Here is a 26809-nt window from a genome sequence, read left to right as displayed (position 1 = left end):
AAACGTTTCTTTTCTCGTTTTAACAAATGTTGTAAAGATCCAGTAGATGAGATGAAACAATTGTTAAAAGAAGAGAGGATGGAGCAAGTAAAAGATCAAGTGGAGCTTCGTTACTATCAAAATGGGGCTTGCTGTGTTTATTAAATCAAATTTTATTGATATAGAGGAGGAATAATAATGGTGAATGTGCACATTGGGCTTAATGTAAAAAATTTAAGTGAAAGTCAAACCTTTTATAAACGATTTTTAGGCGTGAAACCGGTAAAAATAAAAGATGATTATGTCAAATTTCTGACCCAAAAACCTAATTTAAATTTGACGTTAACACAGAGAAATAAAGTGGCTGGAAATCAAATTAATCATTTAGGTATACAGGTTGAGACCAAAGAAGATGTACTTAAACATAAAGAAAGGCTCGAACGTGAAGGTTTCTTTGCCCGTGAAGAATTGAATACTACTTGTTGCTATGCTGTGCAAGATAAGTTTTGGGTAACCGATCCCGATGGAAACGAATGGGAATATTTTCATACAAAACAAGACAGTGAGTAGAAAGGCAATACTACAATATCTTGAACGATAAAAAAACGAGTACTCAGGTGCTCGTTTTTTTATGAAGCACATAAATTATTGTCATATATATTAGCATTTACTTATATAATGGTTGCATTATATAATGGTGTCTGGAAGGGGAAGATCAAGAATGGGATTTAAGTCACTAAGCTCCGAAGAAATTGCGAAATGCATGAAAGTGATTAGTGACCCTACTCGGTTGCTCATGTTGAAACTGGTTTCAGAGAAAAAGTATTGCGTATGTCAGTTTGTCGATATGTTTGAAGCGAGTCAGCCTTCAATCAGTCAGCATTTAAAGAAACTTAAGGAAGCTGGCCTAGTAGTGGAAACGCGAAAAGGCCAATGGCGTTTTTATTCTTTGAACCACTCCTCTCCGAAAGCTGACCTTATTCAAGGCGTCTTGAAGCAACTTTCAGATCAAGATGAACGTTACCGCAGTCTTGTAGAGAAGGAAATACCTGTAGACTGTGGATAAAGGGAGGATTAAGTTTGTTAGCGGTTATTTTCGCTTCATTGATCTTTATTATGACGCTCGCGTTGGTTATTTGGCAGCCTCGTAACTTGAATATTGGTTGGTCGGCATGTGGGGGAGCTATTCTCGCGTTATTATTTGGCGTTGTTTCATTTGCCGATGTGGTTGAAGTGACGGGGATCGTGTGGAATGCCACGTTGACATTTATTGCAATTATTATTATTTCTTTAATCCTTGATGAGATCGGTTTCTTTGAATGGGCCGCCTTACGTATGACCAAGGCAGCGAAAGGAAACGCCAAGCTGATGTTTGTATATGTGTGCATTCTTGGTTCCGTAGTTGCGGCGTTTTTTGCCAACGATGGCGCTGCCTTAATTTTAACGCCAATCGTTTTAGCGATGGTCCGTGCTTTAAACTTTAATGAAAAAATGGTGTTCCCTTTTATCATTGCCAGTGGATTTATTGCTGACTCAACGTCGCTGCCGCTCATTGTAAGTAACTTAGTAAACATTGTTTCGGCTGATTTTTTTGGCATTGGCTTCATTGAATATGCGACACGGATGATTGTTCCGAATGTCTTCTCTTTAATCGCGAGTATCCTCGTGCTATATCTCTACTTCCGAAAAAGCATCCCGAAAAACTATAATTACGAGACGTTGCAATCACCTGCATCGGCAATTAAAGACAATAACATGTTTCGCTTGTCCTGGTGGGTGCTTGTTCTATTGTTAATTGGTTACTTAGTTAGTGAGTTTTTGCATATCCCCGTGTCTATTATTGCAGGACTGATTGCGTTGATCTTTATAGTGATAGCTAGAAGAAGCCCTGCTGTTCAAACCCGGTCTATATTGAAAGGCGCGCCTTGGAACATTGTTTTTTTCTCCATTGGGATGTATGTTGTCGTGTTCGGTTTACAAAATGTCGGTTTAACTAATCTGCTCGCTTTGGGACTTGAGAGGACCGCGGAGCAAGGTGTTTTTGCTGCTACAATGGGAATGGGGTTTGTTGCCGCTGTTTTAAGTTCGATGATGAACAACATGCCAACGGTAATGATTAATGCGATTGCCATTGATACGACGAGCGCGACTGGATTAATGAAGGAAGCGATGGTTTACGCGAATGTGATTGGTTCCGATTTAGGGCCGAAAATAACACCCATTGGTTCACTCGCCACATTATTGTGGCTCCATGTGTTGACACAAAAAGGTGTAAAAATCTCATGGGGTACTTATTTTAAGACTGGTATAGTCATTACACTGCCTGTGTTGTTGATAACGTTATTAGGTTTATACCTCTGGTTAATGATCATTCATTAAGGAGTGGAAGACACATGTCAAAGAAAAGCATTTACTTTTTATGTACAGGAAACTCATGCCGCAGCCAAATGGCAGAAGGATTTGGGAAGCATTATTTATCAGATGAGTGGGAAGTCTATAGCGCGGGAATTGAAGCGCATGGTTTGAATCCCAATGCCGTTAAAGCAATGAACGAAGTAGGGATTGATATTTCCGATCAAACGTCCGATCTCATTCATGTAGACATGTTAAACAACGCTGACTTTGTTGTGACGCTATGCGGCGATGCAGCAGACAAATGTCCGTTGACGCCAGCACATGTGAAACGTGACCATTGGGGATTTGATGATCCGGCGAAGGCAGAAGGTACCGAAGAAGAAAGATGGATGGTCTTTCAACGAGTCCGAGATGAGATAGGAACACGTATAAAGAAATTCGCAGAAACAGGAGAATAATGATATGGAGAAGGCGCAATTTTACTAGATATTGCGTCTTTTTCATATTGATTAATGTGGAACACTAGCTTCAAACCGATCGTCAAACCGATCTTCTAATGTATCGGTTTCCCTACAATGCAGTCTTAAATAATTTGTACTATCTTACATTTTCCTTCGGTTTTAACTGATAGGCCAATACGAATACGAGCGCAGTTGCAGCGCCGAGAACGCCGTACCTTGCTATGTTAAAAAATATCTCCATTCCAGTATTAGCAATGATTGCGCCACCCAATACATTATGAAAAACTTTCGGGTCAAACAGACTTATCGACACACCGGCAATAAAACCAACTAAACCAAAAACTATGAATGGTTTCAATTTCAAAGCGCTCACCTCGTTGGTTGATAAATCTATTAAAACACAAATGATTGATTCTTAGCAATTAAATTATTTGAGTAGACGATTGAAACTAAAAAACACGGAGGATGACTAGGTACTAAAAATATAGACAAGTTCTCCATCCTATTAAAGGGCCAAAGAAGAAGAGACATATATACGATTGTCGAACTGCTAAGAATAAAGCAGCTTCCTGTTTAATATGATGAAGGGGATTAAAAAAATGAAACGGGGAGATAACGTGAAGCCGCTAAAAGGGAATCCAAATATTCCGCAGCCTATTCGAGCTGATGGCGCTGGAGGCGTTGATCGTGGTCCGCGGAATTTGATGCGTGATCTTCAAAACCCTAATATACTTGTTCCACCGGAAACCGATAGTGGGTTGATTCCTAATTTGCGTTTTTCTTTTTCCGATGCCCATATGCAATTAAATCATGGCGGTTGGTCAAGAGAAATTACGCAAAGGGATTTGCCGATTGCGACAACACTTGCCGGAGTGAATATGAGTTTAACACCAGGAGGCGTACGTGACCTTCATTGGCACAAGCAAGCAGAATGGTCCTATATGTTACTTGGCCATGCCCGGATCACGGCTGTTGACCAAAATGGCAGGAACTTTATAGCTGATGTCGGCCCAGGAGACTTATGGTATTTTCCCCCTGGGATTCCCCACTCGATTCAAGGTTTGGATGACGGTTGTGAATTTTTGCTTGTTTTTGATGATGGGATGTTCTCTGATTTAAGTACATTGTCGTTGTCCGATTGGATGGCCCACACGCCGAAAGACGTTCTTTCGGCAAATTTTGGTGTACCTGAATCTGTATTTGCAACCATTCCAACTGAACAAGTGTATATTTACCAGGATGAAGTTCCAGGACCGTTGCAGTCGCAACAAATAAACTCCCCTTATGGCGCTGTGCCACAAACGTTTAAGCATGAATTATTAAAACAGCCCCCATTGGTCACACCTGGAGGCAGTGTACGTATTGTCGATTCAAGGAATTTTCCTGTTTCCAAAACAATTGCTGCTGCTTTGGTTGAAGTTGAACCAGGAGCTATGAGGGAAATGCACTGGCACCCGAATAATGATGAATGGCAGTATTACTTAACTGGCCAGGCAAGAATGACTGTGTTTACTGGGAATGGCGTAGCGCGTACATTTGATTATCGGGCTGGCGATGTTGGGTATGTTCCTTTTGCCACAGGGCACTATATTCAAAATACAGGCAACGAATCAGTGTGGTTTCTTGAAATGTTCAAAAGTGATCGGTTTGAAGATGTATCTTTAAATCAATGGTTGGCTCTTACTCCAACGGAACTTGTCCAACATAATATAAATGTCGATTCCAAGTTTACTGATCAGTTAAGGAAAGAAAAATGGCCTGTTGTGAAGTATCCTACTATATGAATCATGATTATAAGAGTATGGAACTAAGGAGTACCAAGTCTTTTAGGCTTCGGTGCTTTTTTATTTTTATAAAAGTTTATCTTTTGGTATCTTTTTGTATACTATAGAACGTAAATGTGCCTACTTCCTTTTATTATTCTAAGGGTTTATTATGACCTTAATCGTTAAACAATAACATTGGGACCCACTATACGCTCTGCCTGATATGAACCTTTGTTTGTAGAATCTATTAGGAGGTAAAAAATGAATGTCTATCATAGAAAACCAAATACATTTGTGAATCACGTTCATTTAAAAGTTGAACATTTAAGTCGTTCTCTTGAGTTTTACGAAGGCTTAATGGGATTTCAAGTATTAAATCAATCAGGAAAAAAAGCAGTATTGACAGCAAATGGCACCACGCCTTTGCTTACGATTGAACAACCTGACAATATCATTCCTAAGCAAGGGCGGACAACAGGTTTGTATCATTATGCTTTACTTTTTCCGACTCGTAAAGATTTAGGGAAACTGATCGTTCATCTGTTGAATAAAAAGTATCCATTACAAGGTGCTACCTATCATGGAACCCATGATGCTTTATACTTTCAAGACCCTGATGGTCATGGTATTGAAGTGGCTGTAGACACTGATCCATCGACGTGGAGAAATACAGCAGGAGAATTAGACTTCTCGAAGCAAGCTCCAATGGATGTCGAGAGCGTTATTGCTGAAGCAAACGGAGAAACATGGAATCACATCCCAAATGAAGCAATGATCGGTCATATTCATCTACATGTATCTGATTTAGAAAAAACGAAGGACTTTTATCATAAAGGTTTAGGGTTTGATATTACCATGGATATACCAAATCAAATGGCCTTTTTCTCTAGTGGCGGGTATCACCATCATATTGGAACCAATATGTGGTTTGGAAAAAATGCCCCAAAACCTGTGTCCAATAGTGTAAGGATGCTTTTTTATACGGTTGTTATCCCAAGCGAGGAAAAAAGAAAATCAATTGTTGCAAAATTAGAGGCTATGGGTTATCGAGTCATTGAAGAGAATGGGGAGTTCATTACCGAAGATCCATCTGGAAACCAAATTCATTTGCATGTGGAATCATTGTTTTTGGGTAATAATAATAAAAATAAATCAGTATAAATTTATTGTCGTGCCGGCTTAAATTTCATTTGAAACCGACTATTTTGTACCTACAAAGCTAGTCGGTTTTTTTAATGCTACCGAATATTAGATAAAGGAACGGTTTTTGGATTTCTCTTTGCACAATTATAAGGATGACGTAAAATAGGACTTGTAAAGAATCCCCTTTGGCGCATGTATGTTTAAGTGAGAGGGCAAAGCTAAACAATATAGATAGGCTGCCTGGCAGCATTGGGGGAATCCTTATTCGGTTCCCTTTTAAAGAGGTTTTAAGTGGTTATGATAAAAGAGGTTGAAAAAGCGCAAACGCGACCTTAAGACATTAGGTTATAGAAGCCTCTGTTACATGGAAAGAAGAAAATTTAGTTAACAAACGCGTTGTGCAACGCTAGCTAACCAAGATTCATTCTGGAAATTTGTAAAATATAGCTTGGCATGATGGAGAGATATATGGATTGAGTTATCAAATTAGAAATAAGGTGATTAAATGAAAGAGTTTGAGGTTGAAAGACCTATTCCATATTACGAACAATTTTATCATTCAATCAAGAAAATGATATTTACCGGACACTTTAAACCTGGTGACAGAATAGTTGAAACTCAACTAGCAAAGGAGTTTAATGTTAGTAAAAGTCCAATCAGAGAGGCTATTAGAATTTTAGAAAAAGAAGGCTTAGTGATTGTAGATGAAAAATCAAGGGTTCTCGTATACAAACCAACCCAAAAGGATGTTGAAGAGGTTTATTTCTGTCGAATGGCACTTGAATCATTTGCAGTAAGTGAGACTACTAAGATTGCATCAGATGAAGACATTCATGAATTAGAGAAGCTATTAATAAGGACCGATCAGGCTATTTCTTCAAAAAAGGAAGAGGATTGCATCATTTCATTAAACGAATTGTTTCACAGTACCATTATCGATTATACAAAGAACTTAAGACTAAAAAAGCAAATTAATGATTTAAAGTCGCTGATTTATTATTTTCGTATATTAAATTTCCAAGGGGATGATCGCGCGAACACCATCCTTGAGCAACATTACCAGATTTTTGAATTTATACAAAAGCGAGAATCGGAAAAAGCTGCTAAAGCGATGATTACACATCTTGAGTTAGATTTAGCCCATCTCATTAAAGTACTTCCTCAAACATGATATCAGTTAATAAAAATCAGCAGAGTGATAGGAGATCATTTCTAGCTGATTTTTATTTAAGTAGGGTATTGTTTTTCAGATTCTCTAATAGTATAATCCAGAAAAGAACGACGGTCGTTGGTCGACTGTCGCTCTCAGGAGAATAGGAGGGTGTCCAATGAAGATAGTAAACATTGCAAGTATTCCTGGCGATGGAGTTGGAAGAGAGGTTGTCCCTGAAGCAGAACGTGTTTTGAAAGCGATTGCAGAATTGCATGGAGGATTGACATTCGAATTTACATCGTTCCCTTGGAGTTGCGAATACTACTTAGAAAATGGAAGTATGATGCCTGAAGATGGATTGGAGCAAATAAAAGATTTTGATTCAATTTTCTTAGGAGCTGTGGGGAATCAACGTTTAGTTCCTGATCATATATCTTTATGGGGGCTTTTAATTAAAATCCGCAGAGAATTTGAACAAGTTATTAACGTAAGACCAGCTAAATTAATTAAAGGTATTAACTCCCCGTTATCCAACCCGAAAGATTTTGATTTGCTTGTTGTTAGGGAGAATAGTGAAGGGGAGTATAGTTCGATTGGTGGCAGAATTTATAAAGAAGATGAAGAGCTTGCGATTCAAAACGCTGTATTTTCAAGACGGGGAACAGAAAGAGCAATGCGTTACGCCTTTGAATTAGCAAAAACGAGACGTGGGCATGTGACAAGTGCTACAAAATCAAATGGCATCGTGTATTCCATGCCTTTTTGGGATGATGTGTTTAAAGAGATTAGTAAAGATTATCCGTCAGTTGAAGTTGATTCGCAACATATCGATGCACTAGCAGCATTTTTTGTTACCCAACCTGAACGTTTTGATGTTATTGTTGCTTCAAACTTATTTGGTGATATTTTAACCGATATTGGTGCTGCGATTATGGGGAGTATTGGCATTGCCCCTGCAGCTAATATTAACATCAATGGTAAATATCCATCTATGTTTGAACCAGTTCATGGCTCAGCACCTGATATTATAGGAAAGGGTATTGCTAATCCTATTGGTCAGATCTGGACTGCCAAGATGATGTTAGATCATCTTGGGGAAACTGAATTAGGAGATCATCTTCTTGATTCTATAGAAGAAGTAACTAGCAGAGGTATTCGAACTCCAGATATTGGTGGAACTAGTTCCACTACTGAAGTGACATCGGAGATCATCAAAACTCTTTTACGCTAACGGTTATAACAGAGAGGTTACTAACAGAACCTTTCCGTAATAGGTTATAAAAAATCTAAAAACACCTCTTCAGTTGTATCGGACTATCGCCTGGGGAGGTGTTATCTGCCTAATAGGCTTAATCCAATGATGATCGATGAAATCAATTAACACTTGCAAACCATTAACATATTTCCGTCTAAGTCTTCAAAATTAAAGTAATGGTTGTTTTCTATTCCTGTAAGAAGTTTCACGCCTTTACTCTGCATGTATTGATAAGCTTCTTCAATATTATTGGTATTGAAGTGAAAAGCTGGTGTTTGAAACGTTTTTTCTGGCGAATATATTTTGCTATCTAGTACAATCCCCGTTCCTTCTAGTTGAATGACATAAAGGTGACCAAACAGAATCTCCCCATCTCCATTAAATCCAAAAATATCACAGTACCAATCTTTAGCTTTGTCTATGTCACTGACAGGAATGAATACAGTGCCAATTTGTTTTAATATTGGATTGCCCATGAGCCCACCCCCTCCTAAAATTATTTCCCAACGCCCACCAGAGTTAACTCTCTTTCAACTCCTTTAAACCTTGATAGGTAGCTATTCTGCGTTTAACTTAAAACTCCTGCTTATTGTGTCGCCCTGAGTGGATGAAGAAAATGTTTTATATTGATAACGAAATAGAAAACTAAAAAAACGCTCGCTTAATTAACAATGAAAAATTAAGGGAGCTAATTTAATGATTCGCTTATTGATTTTTACAATGACATTTTTCCACCCCTGTATAATGGTCTTTAGATTATAGTACTTTACAGGGGTGATTCATATGAGCCTGCACGTGGCTGTATTCAATTGAGAAGGTAGAACGGGCTCCATGCCTGTTCTACCTTCTCTCTCTTTAATACCCGAAAAAAGCATCCTTCTTAATATGCTGTTTCGAAATATGTTTGTTTTTCAAGCAAGTGGTAATGGAATCGACCATGGATTTTGGTCCTGCAATAAAGTAAACGCCATTGTTTTGATGTGAAGCAGCAAACTGGTCAATCTCTTGATGCAAGCTGTCTTGTGAATCAAGGTAAGTCACGTGAATGGACGTATGGTTGGCAATGGCATCAAGTTCGTCTTTAAATAAGTACGACTTTTTGCTATCCAAATAGAGGAGACGAATCGGTTTGATGTCCCCAGTCTTTTCTGCCTCTAGTTGTTTGAGGATCGATCGAAATGGGGTGATGCCAATTCCTCCTGCGATCAGGAGTGAGGGCTTTTGTTCTTGAAGAGTAAAAGCTCCTACTGGCCCGCTCATTTTTACTTTCATACCTGGTTTTAATTCGAGCATTGCTTTTTTAAAATCACTGGGGTTATTGCTAATGCGCGTTGTTATTTTTATGACATTCTCTGTGGGGGCAGAGGCTATGCTGAACGGTTTTGTAGGATTTTTCACTTTTTTATGCGTAATACTGAATAATCCATATTGTCCTGCTTTCCATGTTACATCGTGCTCTTTTTCAAAAAGAAAAGAATAGATGTCATCGGATTCTTTGTAGCTTTGTTGAAAAACCAATTCTCTCTTTTTGAATACCGAGAATACATCTTGAAAAAATGTCATGTTTCAGCTCCTTTTCCCGAATAGCGGGCTTTTCTAAACGATTTCCTGCTCTATGTCAAATATTTTCCTGTGATCGACTGCTCTGCGTGGATAATCTGTGAAGGCGTGCCTTCGAACACGACCTCGCCGCCGTTGCTGCCTCCGTCTGGTCCCATATCAATAATCCAATCCGCTTGGCTAATGACATCGAGGTTATGCTCAATGACGATTACTGTATTGCCGGCATCGACAAGGCGGTTCATGATCGTTAAAAGCAGGCCGATATCTGCCATATGCAGGCCAGTTGTCGGCTCGTCCATCACGTAGATGCTGCCCTGCTTGTGAAGTTCGCTTGCCAACTTGATACGCTGGCATTCCCCGCCTGAAAGGGTGCTAAGTGGCTGGCCAAGTGTAATATAATTCAACCCTACGTCACTCATTGCCTGAAGCTTGCGGACAATCTCTTTTTGTTCGAAAAATTCCAATGCCCGCTCTACAGTCATCTCAAGAACTTCTGCAATAGACTTGCCATTTAACTTGTAGGCAAGGACTTCTTCCTTAAACCGTCTGCCTCTGCATACTTCACATGGCAGTTTCACGCTTTCAAGAAAGGCAAGATCTGTATACACGACGCCGAGCCCTTGGCAGTTTTCGCAAGCTCCCTTGGAGTTGAAACTGAACAATCCTTTGTTAACTTTGTTAGCAGAAGCAAACGCTTTGCGCACATCATCCATTATGCCCGTGTAGGTTGCGGGATTTGAACGTGTAGACACGCCTACTGCCGACTGGTCGATGACAATGGCACCTGGATTCTGGCTGAGGAATACGTCGTTAATGAGCGTACTTTTGCCTGAGCCAGCCACACCTGTAACAACGGTCAGCACTCCTGTTGGAATTGTGACATTTACGTCCTGTAAGTTATGCAATGTCGCATTCTTGATGGACAGCTTGCCGGAGGGCTGCCTTGTGTCATGTTTCAGCTCAAGTGGCCGCTTCATATGGGTACCGGTCAAAGTACCTGACTCCAACAGGCCTTGAAAACTTCCTTCGTATACGATCGTACCTCCATGGCTGCCAGCGTGAGGCCCGACGTCAACAATATGATCGGCGACCTTGATTACATCCGGATCATGCTCGACAACAATTACCGTATTGCCTTTGTCGCGCAGCTTTTGCAGCAGTTCGTTTAAGCGGTGTACGTCGCGGGGATGCAAGCCTACGCTCGGCTCATCAAAGATGTACGTGACATCTACTAGGCTACCGCTCAGGTGCTTGACCATCTTGACGCGCTGCGATTCGCCGCCGGACAATGTATCTGTTTCCCGATCTAATGTTAGGTAATCAAGACCAATATCGACAAGATGTTGTAGCCTCTCTGACAACGACTTTATGATCGGCGCAGCAACAGGGATGTCGACCTCATGAATGATGCGAATGAGCTGTCCGACCTCCATGGAAGACATTTCTGCAATGTTAAAGCCATTCATTTTGCAGCTGAGTGCTGCCTGACTAAGTCTCGAGCCGTGGCAAGTGGAGCATGTGCCCTCGGTGATAAATGGCGCAACTGCTTTTTGTGTACGCTCAGACTTCGTCTTCAAATCTTGCTTGATGTATTTGTTGGTGAACTTCTCAATCACGCCTTCTACTGTGACATTTGTTGCTTTTCCTGCAAAGTCCATCTTTACTTTTTTCGCTTTGCTGTAAAGCAGTTTTTCTAGCTCTTCGTCCGAATAGTGGCTCAGTTTTTTATCAGGGTCAAAGGGTCCTGCCTGTACAACCAATGACCAGTCCCAACCGTCGACTTTATAATCAGGTAGTTTAATGGCCCCTTCGTTCAACGATTTTGACAGATCAACTGCTTTGTCCATGTCGACGTTCAGTTTGCGGCCAATACCGTTACATTCGGGACACATACCTTGGGGATCGTTAAAGGAGAACATGTTTGATTCTCCAACGTAGGGCTGGCCTGCTCTGGAGAAAAGAAGACGGAGAATCGGTGAGATATCAGTAATTGTGCCCATTGTGGAATGAGAGCCGCCGCCTAGCCGCTTCTGGTCTACGATTACTGCCATGCTTAGGTTCTCAATCGCGTCTGTATCTGGCTGAGGAACGCGGGGGAGGAAGCTGCGCACGAACATGCTGAAGTTCTCATTCAGCAAACGGGTCGATTCTGCGGCGATGGTATCAAAGACAATCGATGACTTGCCTGATCCAGAAACGCCTGTGAAAATGGTGATCTTTCGCTTAGGGATGCGCAATGAGACGTTTTGAAGATTGTTTTCCCTTGCACCCGAGATGACGATGTATTCTCGATTCGATTCGCTCATACGTAACATCCTTCCAATAGAAATCGTTTTCTTGTATGGTTCGCTTAGTCATTACGAAACCGGCTGCATGCTGTTTGCAGCCGGTTTGCAACGATTAACAACCGAGTGCAAGTTATTGTTCCAACACTTGTGGAAGTTCGTTGGCCCAAGCACTCCAACCATGCTTCGCGCCTTCGAGGCCATGAACATTCGAAAATCCAGTTTGTTCGAGATGAAGGTTCACCTTTCCGTCCCCTAAATCCTGAAGCGTCAAAGTGACGGTATGCCTTTCCTCTCCGGTTGCCCAAGTATAAGACAAGCGATTCGGTTCATCGACAACAAGCACTTCGCCTTCGACAATACCATCCCACCATTCGGATGGCTCATGGCGAAATTGAAAGCGATGACCTACAATAGGCTTAAAATCATTTTCCGTAATCCATTGGGCAAGCTTGTTTGAGTCAGTGATAGCTGACCAAAGTTTTTCGATTGACGTCTTGTATTGGAAATCCAATTCTAATTTTAAACTCATTCTTCGTCCTCCTCTAATAGTTGGCCTAAGCGCAACATGTTCGTATTCCAGTACTTGCTGTAGAAAACGACCCAATCTTGAACTTCTCTCAGAGGAGCGGCGTTTAGTCTAAATCGCGTTTCTCTGCCGACTTTTCGGTCACGAACTAAATCGGCTTCTTTCAAGACAGTCAAATGCTTTGATACGGCTGTTCGGCCCATATGAAACTGTGCCGTCAATTCATAGAGTGGCATTTCATCTGCTTCTGCCAAAAGATGAATTAAATGGCGCCGAGTTGGATCGGCAATCGCGTCAAACACGTCCCGCGATGGGCTATACTCGTTCACAACACCCTCTCCTAATAATGATTGCCAAAAGTAAGCCGTCAGTGGCTGTTTGACAATTTATAATTGGACACCATTTAGTGACGTATTGATTATAGGACACCATTTGGTGGCTTGTCAATCATTTTTATAAGACGAGTCCAGGCGTGAATAAAAAAATCGCAAGTGATGGTAGCAGTGTGGAGGGAGGGGGGAATGGTTGTTTTGACTTGGAAATTACCCTTTAGCGAGCGCGGGCCACTAGTATTCGGGCTTGCCCTTAGGACATATTTTGAAAAAGGGCTTATTCGGTAATAGGATTCAGCCAGAGTGTATGTAAAAAGGGGGCATCGTCCCACAATGCACCCCCCTAAAACTTGTTCCGCCAACTGTCTACCGCCAAAAAGTTGTGCAGTCTGCCTTATCCCGTATATTAAACTCGATCATCTTTTCTAATAATGAAAAATCAACTGGACGATCCCACTTGATACGTACCAGTTCCTTAGTGTGATCATAGCCAGCCTGTTCAATCTCATCAGCGAATTGATGAATCCCCGCTTGTTCAGGGGCAACAGCCAAATGATGCTTAGCGACGCTGAAGCCGATAATAAATGTATCGTGATCGGTAAACATAGGCTGATTCCATGCGATTTTCGGCACTAAATGTGGAAATGTTTTCGTTACCCAGGCCAAAACCTCTTCCGTTCGCGCCCGGTGTTGCGGGTTATCAATGCGATCTAAAAATTCTTTAAAAGCGTCCATATGATTCACCTCTAAAGTAGTCTTTCTTCGTTTGTTTCAAATCATTCTTCACAATCTATGAATCGTTCAAAATACGATTTGCACGAAGAACATATACAAAATGGTCCCACTTGCTATAGACAGCAACATATTTCTTTTCCAGGAATGCAAAACGATGATGACAAGAACAGAAACGAGTTCTGGGATGCCGTAATTTCCTTCAAAGACGTTCACTTTTCTTAAAGAATAAATGACAAGTAAGCCAAATACTGCTGGTGGAAGAACCTTTCCCAAATATTTAATATATGAAGGTGTTGGTTTCTCAGCTGAGAAAATTAAAAATGGTAAAAAACGAGTCATCATTGTTCCAAAAACAACGATGAGAATGATGATCACTTGTTGCGGCACGGTCATTGTCTAGCTGTTCCCTCTACTTTCTCTAAAGGTTTTCTCATGAAGGTTAGAATGGCTAACATCAGTGCCATTGCAGGGATAATAAAGTTTTCTCCACCAAATACGATTAATGTCAAAATGGAAACGCCTAACCCTATTAATGAGCTTTGATGCGTTTTCTCTTTTGACCACTGTTCAAGAAAAATCACGACAAATAAGGCAGTCATCACAAACTCTAAACCAGTCGTGTTAAACGTAACAATAGAGCCGAAGAGGCTTCCTATCGTGGCGCCCACAACCCAATAAATGTGGTTGAGCAAAGTAACAAAAAACATGAACCATCCCTTATCGACATGGGGTGGTATTTGAACGGTATTGTTTATGGCAAACGATTCATCACAAAGACCAAAGATTAAATAAAACTTCTTTTTCCCCGTCCCTTTGTATTTTTCCAACATCGATATGCCATAAAATAAATGCCTTGCGTTTAACATGAGTGTAAGCAATAAAGCGTTAAGCGGGTTAAAGGCAACGAGCAACAAATGCGCTGCTACGAATTCCATCGACCCTGCAAAGATCGTTAAGCTCATTAAAATAGCATAAATGGGCGCGAATCCTAAAGCGTTCATGTAAATTCCATAAGCGATTCCTAAAAATAAAAAGCCAGCTAGAATCGGTATGGTATACGGAAACGCTGCTTTTAAAGCCGGTAGTAGTTTATGTTTGTCTGACATTGGCTCACTTCCTAGATCAAGCAACTTCATTAGTTATAACATATAAAGGCGATTCAAAGAACCTTTTTGTTCCCGTAAGGCACTGCCAAAATAAGAATTTAACAGGTTTTACGGAATAAAGAAACGTGCTATATTAAATTTCTTAAGCAGCTAAAGAAGTTGGGGGGATATACATGGTAATGATAAAAGAACTGCAATCAGAAAAAGAAATTCTCGCCGCCTTTCCAGTAGTAAAGCAGTTGCGCACTCATCTTGACGAAAGCGCGTATCTTGAATTCGTAATCGAGGCGCAGGAAAAGGATCGATACAAAATGTTTGCTTTGTTTGATGAGGATGAAATCGTTGCTGTTATTGGCTTTAAGCCAATGGTGACGCTCTATTATGGACGATTCGTCTGGGTTTGCGACTTAGTCACAGATCAGAAAAAACGTTCAAAAGGGTACGGAGAAAAGCTGCTTACATATGTACATGAATGGGCAAAAAACCATCATTATGAACAAGTTGCCTTATCATCTGGATTACAAAGGGAAAGCGCACATCGATTTTATGAAGAAAAAATGGACTATGAAAAAGTAAGTTATGTGTTTAAAGTATCTTTGAAAAAATGATCATTAGCCGCAGACTTTAGAAGAAGGAATGAAGGATGTTCCATTGAATAAAGGGTATACTGTTATGAAACGCTATGCCTATATAAGCCATACTAGGAGGAAGCATTCATGAAAAGAATCGTGCCTCATCTCAGGATTGAGAATTGCAAAGAAGAAATTGAGTACTATCAAAACGTTTTCGGCGGAGAAATCAAAAATACCCAGTTGTCTGACGGCATTGAAATGTTTAAAGGCCATGAAGGAAAGTACATTCATGCCGAATTGCACATCAATGGGAATTGCATTTTATACATGGCTGATGTATTTGGGCAAAAGACGATCCAAGGCAGTCATATTTTGCTCGGTCCTGACCTTGACAGCGAAGAAGAAATAACGCGCATCTACAACGAGCTGTCAAAAGACGGAGAAGTACAAATGGAACTGCAGGATACGTTCTGGGGAGCGAAACATGCGATTGTCAAGGACAGAAATGGAGTATCATGGGAATTAAATTTTGCAAAGTGAGTCATGTTCATTATAAATTTCAAGGGTTTAGGCCCTTGAATTTTTTTATGCGTTTTTTTACCTTCGTCTAACGAATCCTGACACGGATGGTGTCAGGATTCGTACAGTAAGCTAAAAGTTGCACTCCTTACTAATTACGGGGAAGGCAATGTTGAGCAAGCATTGAAAGAGAGCAACATGCAATGGACGTTTGTACAATGGGCAATGCGATTGACAATTGGCAAGAGTCTATTAAAAAAGAAGGGGTTGTCCGTGAATTTAATGGAGATTCAGCTAGCGCAATTATTCACGAGGAAGATATCGCAGAAGTGTTCGTTCACGTACTCACTGAGGACGGGCATCATGAGAAACTATACACATTGACTGGACCAGAAACGTTATCAATCATCGATCAAGTAAATATAATAAGTGAAGCGATTGGCAAAGAGATTCCATTTGTGGAACTAAGTAAAGAGGAAGCGATTGATAAATGGAAACAAGAGGGCTACGATGACGAAAGCATTGCCTTTTTTATTGAAATGACGACCAATACTCCTGAAATCGGCTATACAGTCTTGCCAACTGTCGAAGAGCTTACAGGACGCCCTGCTAAAACATTTAAAGAATGGGCTAAAGAACATAAATCTTTTTTCATTTGAAATAAAGAAGGCAGGGGGAAGTCATGAGTAAGAGTGAAACGACAAATTTAGCCATTGAGGCGCAAGGACTTGTTATAAACAACTCCTATCCCTGACTGTATTGGTACTAATTAGTATACAAACGATTACAGTACGTGTCGAACAGGGATGAAAAACAATAGTTACATGACACAGCATTCCGATCTCCCTTCAATAAAATCGATTGCGACAATGTGCCATTCTCCCTCAAAAAGAAAAAAGGTTCATCGGAGTTAAACTCCAATGAACCTTTTTAGCAGTACCGATTAGGCATCAGGGAAGTATGGACAATGTATTGAGCTGTCAAAAAGAGTTTGCGCCTATCTTGGGACATGCTCTTTACCGACTAAAGGACCGTTGCCCATAGTTATATAAATGCTACCTAATAAAAGGTTTTACTTCCTTTGCTAACGCATCTTGAAGCCACATTGGATGCATAGGAAGAAGGTTGCTTGGTAAATCATTACAGTCAAAATAATTCGCATCTAATGTTTCGTTGCTTGTTTTGATTAGTGTTCCGCCCACAACCTCGCATTCAAAACAAGAGGTGATAAACTGACTTATCTTCCCGTTTGGATAAGAGAAAACTTGAGAGGAAGGCTCTGAATAAATTCCAATTAACTTATTCACTTTTACTTTCAAGCCAGTTTCTTCCCAAATCTCCCTAATGATCGCTTCTTCAACGGTTTCTCCTGGTTCAACATGACCTGAGGGAATACCCCATAATCCATTATCAAGACGTTTAATGAGGAGAACTCTCTGTTTTTTATCAAAAATAATGGCCGCCACTCCTGCCTTGATATTATCGGGCCAAGAAAAGGAAGGACTGACCGATGGCTTTATGTTGATATTGTCGTCAAATAGACCCTTTAGATGAGGCACGATAACATCTGGGTTACGCAAATCTTTTGCTGAAGGGTATGGTGTAAAATCGATGTCTGCTATTAAAATAGCTGGTATTCCTACCTGATGTGCTCCTAAAATGTCGGTATAAGGAGTATCGCCTATCATTACTGCTTGAGAAGACGGGTGAAAATCACGAAGCGCCTCCTTGAACATAGGAGGATAGGGCTTCCCCAAAACTAAAGGCTCTTTTGCTGTTGACACACGTAACGCTTCCACAATGGCCCCTACGGCAGGCGAAGGACCTTCGGGTGTGGGAAAGGTTTTGTCCATATTCGTAGCAATGAATGTGGCTCCTTTTTGAATCATGTTTGCTGCCTTTTTTATGTCATGAAAAGACACCTGATCGTCCCATCCAACAACGACTGCATCTACATCTACTTGGTCCTGTATATCAATACCTGCCTGTTGGCATTCCCACTTTAAATGTTCATCACCTAAAACAAAGGCCGTTGTGACGTTCTCCTTACTGAGGTATTGTGCCGTCACCCAACTAGAGGTAATAATTTCGTCGCAGCTTGCTTCTATACCCAAAGCGTTCAATCGTTCTGCTGTTTTTTCTCGTGTTGTACAAGGGTTATTTGTTAAAAATCGAATGCCCTTTTGTTTTTTTCGTAATTGTTGAAGCGACTCTACTGCCTCAGGAAGTGGGTCTGGTCCTATATAAACGACCCCATCTAAATCAAATAAAAATACATCAAACTTATCGGCAATCATCATTTATCTCTCCTTGCAAACTGTTGTTACGGAAGGGGTATAAAATAGTGGGAAGTTCAACTTGTGTTCCCATTAATGGCAGTAAAAGTCGCGTATGATGAGCCATTGTTGTTTCTATGCAAACGTTTCTTCCACCCATCCATATACGATTTTTACCACCTGTGATAGTCAAGAATACTACAATTTAAAATTTTAAAGACAAATGTAGTAACTGTTCAAGTATATCATGATCGGCTTCAAACTTACTGGGAGGATGTTATTTGAACGAAGTTTTCATCGCTTGTTCGTGTTAGTATAGGAATGTACGTATCTTCAAGGTTATTAATTACGTAAGTAGGCTGATAAACTAAAAGAATAGGAACTACAGGTGAAGTCATTAAACGCATGTCGGCGAAAACAGCGGAAAATCTTTAGATTGGTGGGATATGAATGACTGAAAAAATATCAAGAAAAAACCCAGCAAGTGTGCCAGCACCAGTGGGCAAATATACGCATATTACAAAGATTCCTAGAAATGCAGAGTTATTTGTCACATCCGGTCAAGTTGGCGTCGATCAACAAGGGCAATTCCCGAGCAATATGAATGACCAAGTGCGCAATACGTTCTCGAATATGAAAGCAGTGTTGGAATCTGAAGGGCTAAGTGCTGAAAACATTATAAAGGTAAACATATGGGCGACTGAGCAAATCGATTGGGATTTTTTATATGCAGAGTGGGATCGGCTGTTTGAAAAGGAGTATCCAGCAATGACGATTGGGTACCTTGCGGAGTTAGGATTGCCAGAGATCAAAATTGAAATCGAAATTTGGGCAGCTAAAGTATAAAGAACAAGCCTCCTATCAAAACAATGGAATGTCAAAACATACTGCAAGCGTTCATTACTGGAAAGTGTTAAAGCAAGTCGCTTTATTTGTAGCGGACAATTTAATAACGGTGATGTGGAGGAATAACGTTTGTATTATTATGTCATTGATTCATTCACTGAAACACGTTTTGGCGGCAATCCAGCAGGTGTGGTCATACACAAAAATCTAGAGCATGATTTTATGCAAAAATTTGCAACAGAAGTACGTTTTTCAGAAACAGCATTTGTAAAGCGTTTGGAAAACAATCGCTTTGAAGTTAAGTTTTTTACACCAAACTGTCAAGTTGACCTGTGTGGCCACGCCACCGTCGCAGCTTTTAAGGCTTTATTGGATAGCGAGCTGATTGAAGACAATCGTGCATATGTGATGGAAACACTAGCCGGTGCGCTCTCCATTGAAGTCGCCCAGTCCTTTATAGTGATGGAACAAGCCGAGCCAAGACTAGGGAAAACAATTCGTGATTACGCTATTTTATCAAATTTGTTTGAAATCGATAAAAGTCAGATTGGCGATAATCAATTTGAGTTAATACCTCAAACATCAAGTACAGGGGTTTGGGATTTAATGCTTCCTATAAGAACAAAGGATGTATTGTATACATTAAAACCAAACTTTGAAGGAATTGCCGCCTTTGCAGAAGAAAATCACATCGCAGGCATCCACGCATTTACACTTGATACCACTAAGGGCGTGGCGGAAAGTAGAAATTTCTGTCCTTATTACGGTATTAATGAAGAAGCGGCGACAGGGACATCGACTGGAGCTTTAACCTATTATCTCTACAAAAACAATGTCTTAAACGATTTTGACCACAATTACGTCTTTATCCAAGGACTCAGTATGGATCGACCATCTACGATCGTAACGAAAATGGTGAATCACAACCAACCGAAAATAAAGGTTGCCGGGAAGGCAAGAATTTTATCAAAAGGTGAACTCTATTAAAGGAGCATTCCTGTAATGAAGGTTTATGAGGTTTGAAACAAAAAGAGCCCCCTTGGTATGATACGAGGTGTCCAAAGCTGATCAGCGAAAAGGACCCTTAATTGATACCCAAGGAGGACTCGCAATGAATTATACACAAAACCAGAAAATCAAGCAAATCACACCATCCACCTTAATCATTGGCATTGATATCGCCAAAGACAAACATGTAGCCCGCGCTCAGGATGACCGGGGCATCGAGTTTGGGAAACGTCTGATCTTTGAAAACCACATTCATGGCTTTGAACAGCTAATTGTCTGGGCCGAACGATATGCACAAGAGAATGGAAAGAAGACCATCCTTTTCGGGGCAGAACCAACCGGTCACTATTGGAAAAACCTCGCTTATTACCTTGTTGCGAAGCATTACCAGTTCGTTGTCGTCAATCCCATGCACGTGAAAAAAAGCAAAGAGCTTGATGACAATTCACCAACGAAAAATGATACAAAGGACGCTAAAGTGATTGCACAGCTGATTAAAGACGGGCGATACTCCGTACCCAATCTCGTAGAAGGCATTTATGCGGAACTAAGAGAAGGCGCCAAAATAAGAGATCAGCTCGTCGAACAGCTTATGACCACAGAAGGCAGAATCCAAAATCTGATTCAGCGCTACTTCCCGGAATTCTTCGGTGTATTCGGAGACTGGGAAGGAAAAGCCGCCCTTTGTACGCTAAAGTTCTTTCCTTTTCCTTCTGACATTTCTCAGATGACTCCTGAAGAAGTGCTTCAGAAATGGAAGCCCTATGTCCAACGGGGAGTGGGAATCCAACGGGCGACAAAGCTGGTAGAAGCCGCAAAGAAAAGCATTGGTCTTTCCGTCGGCATTCGCTTTGCCAGGCAGGAAATGGGCTGCCTTCTCGACCAATACGAGCTGTTCAAGACCCAACTGGAAGAACTAGATCAGGACCTTGAAGAGGTGGGAAAGACCATTCCAGGAGCTAAAAAAATGATGGCTATTAAAGGGCTGGGAGTCGCTACCGTGACAACCATCCTGGCTGAGACAGGCGATCTGACCAAATACAGCCATCCCCAGCAGTTGATTAATTTAGCAGGGCTGTCTTTACGAGAAAATCGTTCAGGGAAATGGAAAGGACAAACCAAGATAACGAAGCGAGGCCGCAGTAAGCTCAGAAGAGCTTTATACCTTGCCATTCGCCCGCTCGTTGCCCATAATTCCACCTTTAAAGCCCTGCATTCCTATTACACAAAACGCCCTGATAAGCCGTTAAAAAAACAACAGTCATTGATTGCTTTGTGTGGGAAGTTACTGAAAGTTATTTTTGTCATTGGACAGCGTCAGTGTCCATTTGATGGTTCTAAGCTTTTGTGTGGCATCCCTCAGAACCAAGCATGACAGGCTGTATAAACGCTGACTTAACAAAATCATTTGAAGACAAACACCAACAGTGCAGAGCCGGAGCATATTTACCCCATTCGGGCATGGACCCAGTATAGGAGCATATCCGGCCTCCACACCACGGATACGCAGGACGAAGGAATGTATGGACTTTCTAGGGATCCAGAGAGACATGGGAGGGTGAGCGACCGTGAGCTGTGTGGAGAGTTCGACGAAGCACGGTCATACTCTAATTTCCAAACACATCCAGTTTGGGCGTTAGGATGGTCCACGCCCTGTAAAAAATTAAAATTTGTGCTAACTATATCCAAGGCATGTTATCTAGTGGGGGGGGGGCAGCTGGTTAGCTTGTATATGAAATTCTAAGAATACGTGAGTATTCGAAAGAAAATTAAACTTTATTGAGGGAGGGGGAGTGTTCTGTCCCCCTTTTTTATGCTTTAAAAATGGAAACAACCCTCTTAACCTCTATCCATTCACTTCCTTCTAGTATTATCGCCCTTCTAATATCCATTCAAAGTGATCCAAGTTAGACCATACGTTTTTACAATTATAAGGTTTTCCTCTTCGTCAAGTATTTAAGGCATATGAGCAAAATAGCCTACTGTTTAGAAATGGAAAGCGCATATTTTCCTAGCTATAGGAAAATATACGGATATAGCGCCTATGTCATTTCTATTATACAGTGATGACATAGAAAGGTGGTGGTTAGATTGCATAAAAAGCGTAATCAATTAATTGACTTTCTATTGAACCAAAATCGAGAATATGTATCCGCTTCCGCATTGGCTGAGATCTTAAATGTCACGGACCGCACGATTCGCAACTATATTAAGGATATTAATGAGAGTTTTAGTGACATCGTCATTATTTCTTCGCCGCAAGGCTATAAACTTCTCAAAGATGATAGCCAATTTGATCAAGAGCGAGCTGGCTCAACGAATAAAGAAATGGAAGAAGCGCTGCTGGAGTTTGAAATTATCCAGTTTTTAATGAATGAGGATCGGTATACCACATACGACGAAATTGCTGACAAGTTTTATTATTCTCCACAGACAATTCGCAGCAGAATGCAACGGCTTACAATGAATATTGACGCTTTAGGAATCGATGTTTCTATAGATACAAAAGTGTTTAAAGGCATGAAATTGATTGGAACGGAAATGCAAAAACGAATTTTGTTAGAAAGCTTTTTCACCTCCATTTCTGTAAAGAAAGAGATGTTCAAGGATTTTGTCGTCAATGGATTCCGGTCGTGGGTGAAGCCAGAAACGATTGAAAGTGTCTTTAAAGTGGTGGATGAAATTAATAAAAATCACCAGCTTAACATGGAGTTCTCTATTTACAAAAAACTGACTACTCAATTGATTATTATTATCCATCAAATCAATGCTGGTCACCTTGTCGCCATTCAAGATACAGAGCTGGTAAATTTGACAGACTTCAAGGAATTTGAAGTAGCAGAAGCGTTTCGGTCTCAGTTGCATGAATTCGTCCATTTCACAGATGATGAAGCGGTTTTTCTTGTCAATTATTTAATATCGTTACAGTTAGACTTAGACGATGCCAATATAAAAAACAAGAATCCAGAAGTGATAGGCAAAATTGAAGAGATTTTACGTCATGTGGAACAGGTTTACCAAGTTCCTACTTATTCACAGACAAGGTTTAGAAATAACATTTCTAATCACATTTATCGAATTATTAATCCTGCTTCACATAATTTGCTTATCTATAACCCATTTGTGAAAGAAACGAAAGCAGAATATTTTTTCTCTTTCAGTATTGCTTCTAATATTGCTCTACAAATTGAAAAAGAATTTGCTGTCGAAATTCAGGACAGTGAAATTGCTTATTTAGCGTATCATATTCAAGTCATTCTCGATTCACAGGATAAAAAGAGGAAGAAATTAAAAACCATCATTCTTTACAGTAGAAGCTATGAGCGGACAAAGCTTATTGCTTCTAAAATTGCAACATATTTTGATGAACTAGACATTTGCAAAATCGAAAAATGCTCGACTTATTATGTATTTGACCATTCCTATTTATACATTGGCATCAATCTAGCATTTACACCACAAACGACTGCCAATTTCATTATGATTCAAAATGGCTTTCAAAGCATTGATATAAAGAAAATTCGTTTCTTCCTTGAAGCCCAGAATTCGATTATTGAGGACGCGGCGATTCACTGGATGAATGAGAATAGCCCTGAAGAAGCGATCCGCCACTTGCTTACGCTAAATGGCCAAGAGCATTACTATGAACCAACGATGAAAAGGGAGAGCATGTCTTATACGTCGATAGGCAACTTAGTGGCTATTCCTCACCCTTATTTTGAAATGGAAGAATATAAAGAGAGGGTGATCATTGGCGTTAATCAGAAAGCGATCCAGTGGGGGAATGAGCTAGTTCAGCTAATTATCATTTACATTCCCTCTTCCGATATTGAACGGAATGAATACGCTTTTACAGAGTTTTTTCAGAAGACAAAGAGAATCGAACATGTACGAGAGCTTCTTCATACAGAACAGAAAACAGAATTTATCAAAGTTTGGAATCAGATTTAACCAATAAGGAGAGAAAATCCATGTTAATGAATATGAAAGAATTGTTAGCTGTTGCATACGAACACCACTTTGCAGTAGGTTCCTTTAATGTCGCAAACAGTGAGTTTGTACGAGTCGTTGTCGATTCAGCCGAAGAAAAAAATGCCCCTGCCATCATCCAAATCCATCCGAATGAAATTGAGTTGCTTGGCGATGAATTTGTGGCCTACGTCCGGGAAAGATGCAAAAACGCAAAAGTGCCGATGGCCATTCATCTTGATCACGGCGCGTCTGTCAAAGATGTGATGAGAGCGATTCGAAATGGGTTCACGTCTGTGATGATTGATGCCTCACATGCCTCGTTTGCCGACAATATCGCGATCACGAAGGAAGTCGTCAAACTTGCACATAACGTAAATGTTTCCATAGAAGCTGAGTTAGGGACAATTGGATCAAATGAAGGAAGCTCTGAAGGCGGGGCTGACGAAATATTGTATACAGACGCTAACGACGCAAAAACATTTGTTGAAGATACAGGGATCGATACGTTGGCGATTGCGATTGGTACTTCTCATGGTCAATATAAGCACGCAGGCAAACCAGAGTTAAAGCTAGACTTGCTCGCTGAAATCAACGAAAAAGTAGGAATTCCTCTTGTCCTTCATGGAGGAAGTGACAATAAAGATGAGGAGATTTCGCAAACGTATCTTCATGGCGTAGCAAAAATCAATTTATCGACAGACATGAAAAGTGCTTTCTTTGAAGAAATGCGGCGTTTCTTAACGGCTAACCAAAGTGCTTATGAGCCAGACGTGATTATGCCAAGTGCGCGGAAAGCAGCTCAACAAGTTGTAAAACAAAAAATGGATTTATTTAATTCGACAAATAAGGCACACCTCTATTTTTGCTAAACTCATACACTTAAAGGAGGGAATAACGTGAAATTGGTCGATATTTTAACGCGTGACAATATAATTTTGAACCTTCAAGGGAATAGCCAGACAGCTGTTATTGATGAGTTAGTCGATAAATTGGCACAAAACGGCCTTACTGATAACCCGGAAGCATTCAAAAAAGCGATTTATAAAAGAGAGCAAGAAATTTCGACAGCAGTCGGCTATGGCGTTGCGATTCCACACGCAAAATCTAGCACTGTACCCGAACCGACAATTGTAATGGGGCGCACACTGCAAGGAATTGATTTTGGCGGACAACATACGAATTTAATCTTTATGATTGCTGCGCCGGAAAATGCTTCAAATGAACATTTAGCGCTCTTGTCTAGACTTTCAACCTTTTTAATGAGTGAAACATTTAGAGCAAAGCTCCTTGTCGCTACATCAGTAGATGAGGTGATGAAAGCGATTGAGGAACAGGACCGCTTACAGGAAAAGGATACAACTGACGAAGCAGACTCAGGAAAATATTTAATCGGAATTACGGCATGTATGACTGGAATTGCCCACACCTATATGGCGGCAGAATCATTAAAGGAAGCAGCCGAAAAACGGGGCATGAAAGTAAAAATTCAAACCAATGGCGCCAATGGCCCTGAAAACAAACTAACAGCAGCCGATATTCAGAAAGCAGACGCCATTGTAGTGGCACACGATGTACGAGTTGATACTTCTTCATTACAAGGCAAACGTTTTGTTGATGTACCTGTAAAGAAAGCGATTAGTGATGCAGATCATTTAATTGACCAAGCGCTTTCCTATCGTATTCGCGATGAAAAGGTTGAGCAGGCCGTACAGAAGCGGGAGTCTGAGTCAGAAGAAGAGAAAACCGGATTGAATTTTTACAAGCATATTATGAGTGGGGTTTCGTATATGATTCCATTCGTTGTAGTCGGTGGAATTTTTATCGCGATTTCCTTTATGTTTGGCATTTATGCTGCAGATCCTGAAAGCGATCAATACAATGTGATTGCCCATTTCTTTAGTCAGGTCGGTGGAGAAGCGGCGTTTGCATTAATGGTTCCTATTCTGGCTGGGTTTATTGGCTACAGCATTGCCGACAAACAAGGGTTAGCCCCAGCCATGATTGGTGGCATGGTCGCTACAATCGGAGGATCTGGTTTCCTCGGTGGTATGATAGCCGGTTTTGTAGGCGGTTTTGCTGCTAAATTTATAGGCAAGGCAATGGCCAAAATACCGAAGTCTTTTCAAGGTTTAGTGTCTGTATTAATTGTTCCATTATTAAGTACGTTAGTCGTCGGCGCGTTTATGTTTTTTATCTTGAACACACCTATGTCTATGCTTAACCAATACTTGGAGGCTGTATTAAAAGGTCTTACTGGCATAAATGCGGCACTGTTAGGCGCTTTATTAGCCGGTATGATGGCTTCGGATATGGGCGGGCCGATTAATAAAACGGCTTCTGCCTTTGGGCTAGCGATGTTTGCTGCCAATATTTTTGAACCTTCCGCAGCGTTGATGGTTGGCGGAATGGTCCCGCCCCTTGGAATTGCACTTGCGACAACAATCTTTAAGAATCGCTTTACGATTCAAGAAGCAGAAGCAGGAAAAGCAAGTTATGTCTTGGGAGCAAGCTTTATTACCGAAGGGGCAATCCCTTTTGCCGCTGCTGATCCATTAAGAATCATTCCGGCAAATATTATCGGTGCTGCAGTAGGCGGTGCATTGTGCATGGCGCTGGATATTTCATTAAAGGCACCTCATGGCGGTATTTTTGTGATCCCGATTGCAAGTGATAAACCATTATTATACGTTGGTTGCATCTTGCTTGGGTCGATCATTACATGCTTGATCATTGGCTTTTTGAAAAAACCAATTCCTGAGAAGGACAGAAACAACGTCAAAAAAATGAGCAGTGTTCTTTAAGGAATCAGATGTGCCCGCAAATATAGGGCGCTCGGACAAGCATTTTTTATTGAGGGTTTCATTGAGGTTGAATGATGAGACTATACTGGTTACTTGATTAGCCTTTGGAGTATGAACCTCCTTGGTTGAAGTGGGAAGTCAATCTTCCTTTCA

27 protein-coding genes are annotated in these 26809 nt (G+C 40.7%); 17 read left to right on the top strand and 10 right to left on the bottom strand.

What is annotated here, in order from left to right:
• Positions 1–177: 177 nt before the first annotated feature.
• The 4 genes from BC8716_RS02155 (at position 178) to arsC (ending at position 2792) form a co-directional block, all read left to right on the top strand.
• Positions 178–549 (top strand): ArsI/CadI family heavy metal resistance metalloenzyme, encoded by a 372-nt coding sequence (locus BC8716_RS02155; protein ID WP_094423732.1) that lies wholly within the window; start codon positions 178–180, stop codon positions 547–549.
• 151 nt (positions 550–700) lie between these two features.
• On the top strand, positions 701–1045 hold the full coding sequence (locus BC8716_RS02150; protein WP_094423731.1) for an ArsR/SmtB family transcription factor: 345 nt from the start codon (positions 701–703) through the stop codon (positions 1043–1045).
• Between the two features lie 14 nt (positions 1046–1059).
• A complete protein-coding gene (locus tag BC8716_RS02145) occupies positions 1060–2358 on the top strand; it encodes an arsenic transporter (RefSeq protein WP_094423730.1) in 1299 nt (432 codons plus the stop codon).
• 14 nt (positions 2359–2372) lie between these two features.
• Positions 2373–2792, top strand: a complete 420-nt coding sequence (arsC, locus tag BC8716_RS02140) for an arsenate reductase (thioredoxin) (protein WP_094423729.1) — start codon at positions 2373–2375, stop codon at positions 2790–2792.
• A 139-nt stretch (positions 2793–2931) separates the two neighbouring features.
• On the opposite strand, the gene BC8716_RS02135 is transcribed toward arsC, so the two are convergent.
• Entirely contained in the window at positions 2932–3159 is a 228-nt protein-coding gene (locus BC8716_RS02135; protein ID WP_094423728.1) for a hypothetical protein, read from the bottom strand.
• Between the two features lie 235 nt (positions 3160–3394).
• On the opposite strand from BC8716_RS02135, the gene BC8716_RS02130 reads away from it, so the two are divergent.
• The 4 genes from BC8716_RS02130 (at position 3395) to BC8716_RS02115 (ending at position 8088) form a co-directional block, all read left to right on the top strand.
• Positions 3395–4579 carry an oxalate decarboxylase family bicupin gene (locus BC8716_RS02130; RefSeq protein WP_094423727.1) on the top strand — a complete coding sequence of 395 codons (1185 nt, stop codon included), beginning with the start codon at positions 3395–3397 and terminating at the stop codon, positions 4577–4579.
• 243 nt (positions 4580–4822) lie between these two features.
• Positions 4823–5722, top strand: coding sequence for a VOC family protein (locus BC8716_RS02125; RefSeq protein WP_094423726.1), 900 nt, complete (start codon positions 4823–4825; stop codon positions 5720–5722).
• A 487-nt stretch (positions 5723–6209) separates the two neighbouring features.
• Positions 6210–6875, top strand: a complete 666-nt coding sequence (locus BC8716_RS02120; protein ID WP_094423725.1) for a GntR family transcriptional regulator — start codon at positions 6210–6212, stop codon at positions 6873–6875.
• Between the two features lie 157 nt (positions 6876–7032).
• On the top strand, positions 7033–8088 hold the full coding sequence (locus BC8716_RS02115) for a tartrate dehydrogenase (protein WP_094423724.1): 1056 nt from the start codon (positions 7033–7035) through the stop codon (positions 8086–8088).
• Positions 8089–8234: 146 nt separating this feature from the next.
• Here BC8716_RS02115 and BC8716_RS02110 read toward each other — a convergent pair whose 3' ends face one another.
• From BC8716_RS02110 to azlC, 8 genes are all read right to left on the bottom strand, one after another.
• Positions 8235–8588, bottom strand: a complete 354-nt coding sequence (locus tag BC8716_RS02110; protein WP_094423723.1) for a VOC family protein — start codon at positions 8586–8588, stop codon at positions 8235–8237.
• 379 nt (positions 8589–8967) lie between these two features.
• On the bottom strand, positions 8968–9675 hold the full coding sequence (locus BC8716_RS02105; RefSeq protein ID WP_094423722.1) for an FAD-dependent oxidoreductase: 708 nt from the start codon (positions 9673–9675) through the stop codon (positions 8968–8970).
• 50 nt (positions 9676–9725) lie between these two features.
• Positions 9726–11981, bottom strand: a complete 2256-nt coding sequence (locus BC8716_RS02100; RefSeq protein WP_094423721.1) for an ATP-binding cassette domain-containing protein — start codon at positions 11979–11981, stop codon at positions 9726–9728.
• Between the two features lie 112 nt (positions 11982–12093).
• The gene (locus tag BC8716_RS02095) at positions 12094–12492 is read right to left on the bottom strand and encodes an SRPBCC family protein (protein WP_094423720.1); all 399 of its coding nucleotides are present in this window, start codon (positions 12490–12492) and stop codon (positions 12094–12096) included.
• The gene (locus tag BC8716_RS02090) at positions 12489–12818 is read right to left on the bottom strand and encodes an ArsR/SmtB family transcription factor (RefSeq protein WP_094423719.1); all 330 of its coding nucleotides are present in this window, start codon (positions 12816–12818) and stop codon (positions 12489–12491) included. Before BC8716_RS02090 ends, BC8716_RS02095 begins: the two co-directional genes overlap by 4 nt.
• Before the next feature lie 369 nt (positions 12819–13187).
• Positions 13188–13556, bottom strand: a complete 369-nt coding sequence (locus BC8716_RS02085) for an iron chaperone (protein ID WP_094423718.1) — start codon at positions 13554–13556, stop codon at positions 13188–13190.
• A 66-nt stretch (positions 13557–13622) separates the two neighbouring features.
• Positions 13623–13949 carry a branched-chain amino acid transporter permease gene (locus tag BC8716_RS02080; RefSeq protein WP_094423717.1) on the bottom strand — a complete coding sequence of 109 codons (327 nt, stop codon included), beginning with the start codon at positions 13947–13949 and terminating at the stop codon, positions 13623–13625.
• Positions 13946–14662, bottom strand: coding sequence for an azaleucine resistance protein AzlC (gene azlC, locus BC8716_RS02075; protein WP_094423716.1), 717 nt, complete (start codon positions 14660–14662; stop codon positions 13946–13948). Before azlC ends, BC8716_RS02080 begins: the two co-directional genes overlap by 4 nt.
• A 173-nt stretch (positions 14663–14835) precedes the next feature.
• Here azlC and BC8716_RS02070 point away from each other — a divergent pair, with 173 nt between their 5' ends.
• The 3 genes from BC8716_RS02070 to BC8716_RS02060 all read left to right on the top strand — a co-directional run bounded on the left by BC8716_RS02070 (position 14836) and on the right by BC8716_RS02060 (position 16412).
• The gene (locus BC8716_RS02070) at positions 14836–15270 is read left to right on the top strand and encodes a GNAT family N-acetyltransferase (RefSeq protein WP_094423715.1); all 435 of its coding nucleotides are present in this window, start codon (positions 14836–14838) and stop codon (positions 15268–15270) included.
• 108 nt (positions 15271–15378) lie between these two features.
• Entirely contained in the window at positions 15379–15774 is a 396-nt protein-coding gene (locus tag BC8716_RS02065; protein ID WP_094423714.1) for a VOC family protein, read from the top strand.
• A gap of 182 nt (positions 15775–15956) precedes the next feature.
• On the top strand, positions 15957–16412 hold the full coding sequence (locus BC8716_RS02060) for a Rossmann-fold NAD(P)-binding domain-containing protein (RefSeq protein WP_094423713.1): 456 nt from the start codon (positions 15957–15959) through the stop codon (positions 16410–16412).
• Between the two features lie 396 nt (positions 16413–16808).
• Here the strand turns inward: BC8716_RS02060 and BC8716_RS02055 are convergent, their stop codons facing one another.
• Positions 16809–18050, bottom strand: coding sequence for an HAD-IIA family hydrolase (locus BC8716_RS02055; RefSeq protein WP_094423712.1), 1242 nt, complete (start codon positions 18048–18050; stop codon positions 16809–16811).
• Positions 18051–18479: 429 nt separating this feature from the next.
• Here BC8716_RS02055 and BC8716_RS02050 point away from each other — a divergent pair, with 429 nt between their 5' ends.
• The 6 genes from BC8716_RS02050 (at position 18480) to BC8716_RS02025 (ending at position 26656) form a co-directional block, all read left to right on the top strand.
• Positions 18480–18875 carry a RidA family protein gene (locus tag BC8716_RS02050; protein WP_094423711.1) on the top strand — a complete coding sequence of 132 codons (396 nt, stop codon included), beginning with the start codon at positions 18480–18482 and terminating at the stop codon, positions 18873–18875.
• A gap of 129 nt (positions 18876–19004) precedes the next feature.
• Positions 19005–19862 carry a PhzF family phenazine biosynthesis protein gene (locus BC8716_RS02045; RefSeq protein ID WP_094423710.1) on the top strand — a complete coding sequence of 286 codons (858 nt, stop codon included), beginning with the start codon at positions 19005–19007 and terminating at the stop codon, positions 19860–19862.
• A 124-nt stretch (positions 19863–19986) separates the two neighbouring features.
• Positions 19987–21258: an IS110 family RNA-guided transposase gene (locus BC8716_RS02040; protein WP_063609918.1), complete on the top strand. Its 1272-nt coding sequence runs from the start codon at positions 19987–19989 to the stop codon at positions 21256–21258.
• A gap of 716 nt (positions 21259–21974) precedes the next feature.
• Positions 21975–23834: a BglG family transcription antiterminator gene (locus BC8716_RS02035; protein WP_094423709.1), complete on the top strand. Its 1860-nt coding sequence runs from the start codon at positions 21975–21977 to the stop codon at positions 23832–23834.
• A gap of 20 nt (positions 23835–23854) precedes the next feature.
• A complete protein-coding gene (locus tag BC8716_RS02030; RefSeq protein ID WP_094423708.1) occupies positions 23855–24724 on the top strand; it encodes a ketose-bisphosphate aldolase in 870 nt (289 codons plus the stop codon).
• A 27-nt stretch (positions 24725–24751) separates the two neighbouring features.
• Positions 24752–26656, top strand: a complete 1905-nt coding sequence (locus BC8716_RS02025; protein WP_094423707.1) for a PTS fructose transporter subunit IIABC — start codon at positions 24752–24754, stop codon at positions 26654–26656.
• Positions 26657–26809 lie beyond the last annotated feature (153 nt).

This window comes from Shouchella clausii, from assembly GCF_002250115.1.
Taxonomy (GTDB): domain Bacteria; phylum Bacillota; class Bacilli; order Bacillales; family Bacillaceae_D; genus Shouchella; species Shouchella clausii.
Note: the sequence above shows the minus strand (reverse complement) of the source record. Positions and strands in the feature narration are given on the sequence as shown.